Annotated in this window: 8 protein-coding genes; 5 read left to right on the forward strand and 3 right to left on the reverse strand. The window is 75.1% G+C overall.

Annotated features, from left to right (window positions below; genetic code table 11):
• Positions 1 to 75 precede the first annotated feature (75 nt).
• Positions 76 to 1281: a bifunctional adenosylcobinamide kinase/adenosylcobinamide-phosphate guanylyltransferase gene (locus tag I5Q34_RS04490; protein ID WP_199890740.1), complete on the reverse strand. Its 1206-nt coding sequence runs from the start codon at positions 1279 to 1281 to the stop codon at positions 76 to 78.
• Between the two features lie 127 nt (positions 1282 to 1408).
• Between I5Q34_RS04490 and I5Q34_RS04495 the strand changes: the two genes are divergently transcribed.
• On the forward strand, positions 1409 to 1627 hold the full coding sequence (locus tag I5Q34_RS04495) for a hypothetical protein (RefSeq protein WP_199890741.1): 219 nt from the start codon (positions 1409 to 1411) through the stop codon (positions 1625 to 1627).
• A 49-nt stretch (positions 1628 to 1676) separates the two neighbouring features.
• On the opposite strand, the gene I5Q34_RS04500 is transcribed toward I5Q34_RS04495, so the two are convergent.
• Together I5Q34_RS04500 and I5Q34_RS34360 are read right to left on the reverse strand one after the other, a co-directional pair.
• A complete protein-coding gene (locus tag I5Q34_RS04500; RefSeq protein ID WP_234428274.1) occupies positions 1677 to 2357 on the reverse strand; it encodes a methyltransferase domain-containing protein in 681 nt (226 codons plus the stop codon).
• Positions 2358 to 2446: 89 nt separating this feature from the next.
• The gene (locus I5Q34_RS34360) at positions 2447 to 3049 is read right to left on the reverse strand and encodes a DUF3043 domain-containing protein (RefSeq protein WP_307811639.1); all 603 of its coding nucleotides are present in this window, start codon (positions 3047 to 3049) and stop codon (positions 2447 to 2449) included.
• A 273-nt stretch (positions 3050 to 3322) separates the two neighbouring features.
• On the opposite strand from I5Q34_RS34360, the gene I5Q34_RS04505 reads away from it, so the two are divergent.
• From I5Q34_RS04505 to I5Q34_RS04520, 4 genes are all read left to right on the forward strand, one after another.
• Positions 3323 to 4117, forward strand: a complete 795-nt coding sequence (locus tag I5Q34_RS04505; RefSeq protein WP_199890743.1) for a PspA/IM30 family protein — start codon at positions 3323 to 3325, stop codon at positions 4115 to 4117.
• 20 nt (positions 4118 to 4137) lie between these two features.
• The gene (locus I5Q34_RS04510) at positions 4138 to 4416 is read left to right on the forward strand and encodes a hypothetical protein (protein ID WP_199890744.1); all 279 of its coding nucleotides are present in this window, start codon (positions 4138 to 4140) and stop codon (positions 4414 to 4416) included.
• A 112-nt stretch (positions 4417 to 4528) separates the two neighbouring features.
• On the forward strand, positions 4529 to 5743 hold the full coding sequence (locus I5Q34_RS04515) for a sensor histidine kinase (RefSeq protein WP_199890745.1): 1215 nt from the start codon (positions 4529 to 4531) through the stop codon (positions 5741 to 5743).
• Positions 5740 to 6420, forward strand: coding sequence for a response regulator transcription factor (locus tag I5Q34_RS04520; RefSeq protein WP_199890746.1), 681 nt, complete (start codon positions 5740 to 5742; stop codon positions 6418 to 6420). Before I5Q34_RS04515 ends, I5Q34_RS04520 begins: the two co-directional genes overlap by 4 nt.
• Positions 6421 to 6565 lie beyond the last annotated feature (145 nt).

The raw sequence follows: 6565 nt of genomic DNA on the forward strand, positions 1-6565 counted from the left end.
GAGCGCGGTGCCGGGCCGAGGGGCGCAGCCCCGGAAGAAACGGTGAAAGGGCGGGCCGGGGGCAAAACCCACCCCCTACCCCCGCAACCGCACCGCCTGCCCCGCCACCACCAGCACCACCTGCTCGCACTCCCCGGCCACCCCCGCGTTCAGCCGCCCCAGCTCATCGCGGAAGCGCCGCCCCGACGCCGTCGCGGGAACGACGCCCGAGCCGACCTCGTTGCTCACCGCCACCACCGTGCGACGAGTGGCCCGCACCGCCGCCACCAGCCCCGCCACCCGCTCCGCCAGCGCCGCCGCACCCCCGTTCGCCCACCGCTCGTCGTCCCACGCCCCGACCGAGTCCATCGCGTGGGTGAGCCACAGCGCCAGGCAGTCGATCAGCAGCGGCGGTCCGTCGGACGTCAGCAGGGGGACGAGGTCGCAGGTCTCGGCCGTGCGCCAGGACGCCGGGCGGCGCTCGCGGTGGAGCGCCACGCGGGCCGCCCAGTCCCCGTCCCCGTCCCGCGTGCCGCCCGTCGCGACGTAGAGGACGTCCGGGAAGGACTCCAGCCGCCGCTCCGCCTCGACGGACTTGCCCGAGCGGGCCCCGCCGAGCACCAGCGCACGCCGCGGCACGTCCGGTACCGCGTGGTAGTCGCCCACCGTCACCGAGGTGCCGTCGGGCACCGCGCGCGCCCCGGCCGCCGCCAGCCGGCGGTGCAGTTCGAGGCCCGGCGGCACATCGTGGTCCAGGTGCACGGCGAGCACGTCCGTCGTCGCGGTCACCGCGCCCGTCTCGCGCAGCCGGGCGAGCGCGTCGGGCCGGCCGGCCACGTCCAGCAGGACGACGTCGTACGGAGAAGGGGAGGGGGAGGGCGAGAGGCCGGCCGGGGCGCCGCCCGGCGGCAGGTAGAGGAGCCGGTCGCCGTCCGGGCCCGTCACCTCGTAGCCCGTGCCCGGCGCGTCCAGGGCCACCGCCCGCACCCGGTGCCCGCTGATCACCGACAGCTCGCGGCCGTCCGGCACCCGCCCCGGCGCCGGCAGCCCGGCCGGGAACTCGACGGCCGGGCCGTCGTGCGGGTGGGAGAGCAGCACCTGCCGCACCCCGCTGATCGACCGGCCCGCGCGGGCGGCGGCGAACGCCGGGCCGGGGGTGAGGTCGAACAGCAGCGCGCCGTCGACGAGCAGGGCGGTCGCGGCCCGCGCGTCCTCGCCCACGGCGGTGGCGCAGGCGGCGCAGGGGCAGCCGGGGCGCGGCAGCCCGTCGGGGGCTCCGGTGCCGAGCAGTGTCAGTTCCACGCCCCGATCGTCTCGCGTCCGCGGACCGCGGGCGCGCCGGGATCACCCTTTCTCGCCTAGGCTGCGCTCAGTCGGCGAACAGCTGAGTGAGCGGACATCGACGAACCAGAGCCTTAAGGAGTCGTTCATGGCGTGGGTGTGGCGGTTCGAGAAGAGCGACGGTACGGAGACGGCTCCGCCGGTGGAGCCGGAGGAGTTCTCGACGCAGGGGGACGCGGAGTCCTGGATCGGCGAGGAGTGGCGGGCGCTGCTGGACGGCGGCGTGGACCAGGTCCGGCTCTTCGAGGACGGGACGGAGATCTACGCCGCGCCGATGAGCCTGCACGCGGCGGCCGACGCGGGCTGATCACCGGCCGGCGCGGGCCGGCCGGCCGAGGGGCCGGGGGCGGGAGACCTCACCCGCCCCGGACCCCGCACAGGTGCAGCAGCCCCGCCACCGCCCGGTACGGATCCGTCCGGCCGGCCCGTTCCTCCGCCGCGAGGACCGCGTCCAGGGCCGGGCCCTGGACGGCCTGACCCGGCCGGTCCGTGAACACCCGCACCCCGTACCAGGCCCGCAGCGGCGCCCCGATCCCGGCCAGGGTCGCCGTCAGCGTCTCGCGCCGGTCGGCGCGCAGCCGCGCGCCGGACGACGGGTCGACGCAGTAGGGGGAGTCGAACGCGGTCAGCGCCGCGTCCCAGTCACCGGCCAGCCCCGGCCGCAGCGCCAGCGCGTCCGCGTTGCGGACGACCAGCGAGAGCAGGCCGCCGGGCGCGAGCACCCGGGCCAGGCCGGCCAGCAGCGGGTCGGGTTCCTCGACGCGCATCAGCACGCCGTGGCACAGCACGACGTCGAAGGCGCCCGGGGTGAAGTGGACGCCCGTGTCCCGGCCGTCGCCCTCGATCAGCCGGACCCGCTCGCGGATCCCGGCCGGCTCGGCGGCCAGCGCCGTGCGGACCGCCGCCACGGTCGAGGCGTCCGCCTCCAGCGCGGTCACCTCGTGCCCGGCGCGGGCCAGCCGCAGCGCCTGGGTGCCGTGGGCGAGGCCCACGTCCAGGACGCGCAGCCGCCGCCCGACCGGGAAGCGGGCGGCCATCTGCTCGTCGAGCTGCCGCCCGACGAGCTCGTGGCGAACCGTGTTCCGTAAACCGTCGAGGCCCTCCGACGAGGCCCACGCGGAGCCGCTCAGGGCTTCTCCCCGCGCTTGACCTTCGGCTTGGGCAGCCGCAGCCGCCGCATCTGGAGGGTGCGCATCAGCGCGTACGGGACGGCGCCGCGGGTGGGCTCGTCGGGGAAGCGCTGCTTGAGCGCCTTGCGCAGGGTGACGGCGGTGATCACCGAGTTGATGACGATCAGCAGGATGACGACCATCCACAGCAGCAGCACGTACTGCTGGAACGTGCCCCGGTTGATCATGCTCAGCACGAGGATGGCCACCGCGAGCGGCAGGAAGAACTCGGCGAACGAATACCGGGAGTCCACGAAGTCGCGCACGAAGCGGCGGACCGGGCCCTTGTCACGGACCGGCAGGTACCGCTCGTCGCCGTTGGCGAGCGCCTCGCGCTGGCGGGCCATGTCGGCCCGGCGCGCCTCGCGCTGCCGCTTGGCCGCGTCCTTGCCGGAGGCGGGGGTCTTGGCCAGGCTGCGGCGCTGCGAGGAGGCCTCGCTGCGTTTGGGCGTGGGGCGGCCCTTGGGGGCCTCGGGGTGACGGGGCTGCTGCGGCTCGTCCGCGGTCACCTTGGCGGCGACCTTCGCGGACTGCTCTTCCTTCGAACGGCTTCGGAACACGGGACCCAAGGGTACGGGGTTCCGGGGGTGGACCCCAGCGTTCTGGGGAACGATGTGGGGTTGGCCCCGGGAAGAACCCGGCCGCCCCCTCGGCTCTCGGGGGGCCGTCTACTCCTCCGGCCGGAGGAGCGCGGCCTCCTGATCGTCCTGGAGGAGGAGCGCATCGGCGCCCGGACAGTGCGGTAATGGGGACGGGCCCCGTACTGTGGGTTCTGTTAGGTGTGATGGAGCCGAAGCCCGAGCTAGTCGGTCAGAAGGGGGCGCGCGAGGCCCATGAGCGGTGTCATGAAGCGTATGGGGATGATTTTCCGCGCGAAGGCCAACAAGGCCCTGGACCGGGCCGAGGATCCGCGCGAGACCCTCGACTACTCGTACCAGAAGCAGGTCGAGCTGCTGCAGAAGGTGCGCCGGGGCGTGGCCGACGTGGCCACCTCCCGCAAGCGCCTGGAGCTCCAGCTCAGCCAGCTCCAGGGGCAGTCCTCGAAGCTGGAGGAGCAGGGCCGCAAGGCGCTGGCGCTGGGCCGCGAGGACCTGGCGCGCGAGGCGCTCACCCGCCGCGCCGCGCTCCAGCAGCAGGTCAGCGACCTGGAGACGCAGCACCAGACCCTCCAGGGCGAGGAGGAGAAGCTCACGCTCGCCTCCCAGCGCCTCCAGGCCAAGGTCGACGCCTTCCGCACCAAGAAGGAGACCATCAAGGCCACCTACACCGCCGCCCAGGCCCAGACCCGGATCGGCGAGGCCTTCTCCGGCATCTCCGAGGAGATGGGCGACGTCGGCATGGCCATCCAGCGCGCCGAGGACAAGACGGCCCAGCTCCAGGCCCGCGCCGGCGCGATCGACGAGCTGCTCGCCTCGGGCGCCCTCGACGACCCGACGGGCATGGCGAAGGACGACATCACCGCCGAGCTGGAGCGTCTGTCCGGCGGCAACGACGTCGAGCTGGAGCTCCAGCGGATGAAGGCCGAGCTCTCCGGCGGCGGCGAGGCCAAGCAGGCCATCGAGGGCGGTCAGCAGCAGGGGGCGAAGGCACAGCAGCCACAGGACCGGCCGGACTTCAACAAGCGCTGAACCGGCCAGGAGGAGCCGTCATGATCGTTCGCATCATGGGCGAGGGCCAGTGGAAGCTGGCCGACAGCCACTTCGCCGAGCTCAACGCGTTGGACGACGAGCTCCTCGACGAGATGGAGAGCGGCGACGAGGCCGGCTTCCGCCGGACCTTGGACGCCCTGCTCGAAGCGGTCCGGCGGATCGGCAGCCAGCTGCCCGACGACGCCCTGGAACCCTCCGAGCTGATCCTGCCCGCGCCCGACTCCACCTTGGACGAGGTCCGCTCGATGCTCGGCGACGACGGCCTCATCCCCGGCTGACGCCGGCCCCGCCGCGCCCCCTCCCGACGCCGGGACGGGGGCGCGCGACCGTCCCTTGCACGCCTGCATCCGGCGCGCCTGTCCCCGACGCGAACGCTCCCGACGGGATGCGATGACCTCCCTCGCCGTCTCCGGCCTCGACCGCCCGCAGCGCTGGCTGCGTTCCCACCCGGTCGTCGCGGACGTCCTGCTGGCCGCGGGCGTCCTCGCCACCACGATGATCAGCACCGTCCTCGGGCGGGGCGCCGGGAAGAGCCCGCCCGGCCACGGCTACGTCGTGCTGGCCGTCCTCGCCGGTGCCGCCCTGGTCGCCCGCCGCCGGGCGCCCCGCCTGGTGCTGGCCGTCACCTCGGCGCTCTCCGTCGCCGGCGCGGCGACGGCCACCGCGGACGGTGTCCCGCGCACCCAGATCGCCGCCTCCGCCGTGGTCGCGCTGTACACCGTCGCCTCCCGCACGGAGCGCTCCACCGCCTGGCGCATCGCGGCCGTGACCGTCACCGCCCTGACCGCCACGGTGATGCTGATCGGCCCGCCGCCGTGGTACGCGCAGGAGAACGTGGGGCTCTTCGCCTGGATGGGCATGGCCGCGGCGGCCGGCGACGCGGTCCGCAGCCGGCGCGCCTACATCACCGCGATCGAGGAGCGCGCCCTGCGGGCCGAGCGCTCCCGCGAGGAGGAGGCCCTGCGCCGGGTCGCCGAGGAGCGGATGCGCATCGCCCGCGAGCTCCACGACGTCGTCGCCCACCACATCGCGCTCGTCAACGTCCAGGCGGGCGTGGCCTCGCACGTCATGGACAGCCGTCCCGACCGGGCCAAGGAGGCGCTGGCGCACGTCCGCGAGGCGAGCCGGTCGGCGCTCGGTGAACTGCGGGCCACGGTCGGGCTGTTGCGCCAGTACGGCGATCCCGAGGCGCCCACCCAGCCGGCGCCGGGGCTCGCGGTGCTCGACGGGCTCGTGGACGGCTTCGTCCGCGCCGGGCTGCCGGTGGACGTCGCGCTCAGCGGACCGGCCGGCCCGCTGCCCGCCGCCGTCGACCTCACCGCCTACCGGGTGCTCCAGGAGGCGCTTACCAACGTCCGCAAGCACGCCGGGCCAGGGGCGCGCGCCGAGCTGACGATCCGGCGCGCGCACGACGCCCTCGTCCTGACGGTCCTGGACGACGGGACCGGCACCGCCGGCGATTCCCCGCCCGGCGGGCACGGACTGATCGGGATGCGGGAACGGGTCGCCGCGCTCGGCGGCACGATCGAGACGGGCCCGCGGGCGGACGGATCCCCGGGCTACCGCGTCCGGGCCCGGCTCCCGCTGCCTACCCTGACCCCATGACACTGACCGTCCTCCTCGCCGACGACCAGGCGCTGCTGCGCAGCGCCTTCCGCGTGCTGGTCGACTCCGAGCCCGGGATGCGGGTGGTGGGGGAGGCGGCCGACGGCGCGGAAGCGGTGCGGCTGGCCCGCGCCGAACGCCCCGACGTGGTGCTCATGGACATCCGCATGCCCGGCACGGACGGCCTCGCCGCGACCCGGGAGATCTGTTCGGACCCCGAACTGGCCGGGGTGCGGGTGGTGATGCTGACGACCTTCGAGGTCGACGAGTACGTGGTGCAGTCGCTCCGGGCCGGAGCGTCGGGCTTCCTCGGCAAGGGCGCCGAGCCGGAGGAACTGCTCGCCGCGATCCGGATCGCGGCGGCGGGGGAGGCGCTGCTGTCCCCCGCGGCGACGAAGGGCCTGATCGCCACGTTCCTCGCCACGGGTGGTGGCGTGACCCCCGCCCGCCCCTCGCCCTCCCTGGACACGCTCACCGCCCGCGAGCGGGAAGTGCTGGTGCACGTGGCGGGCGGCCTGTCCAACGACGAGATCGGCGAGCGGCTGACGGTGAGCCCGCTGACGGTGAAGACGCACGTGAACCGCGCGATGGCGAAACTGGGTGCGCGCGACCGGGCGCAACTGGTCATGCTGGCCTACGAGTCGGGCCTGGTACGCCCGCGTTCACCGGGGGAGTAGCCCCGGCCCCGCCCCAACCCTCTTCCGCAGGGCTGCGCCCTGTGCGACCTGCGGACGCGGGCCGGGTACGCGCTCCGCGCGGGTGGGCGGGGCTCCGCCCCCGCACCCCGCCGGGGGCTCCGCCCCCTGGACCCCTGCCAGGGCT

The organism is Streptomyces sp. AV19 (assembly GCF_015999245.1).
Taxonomy (GTDB): Bacteria; Actinomycetota; Actinomycetes; order Streptomycetales; family Streptomycetaceae; genus Streptomyces.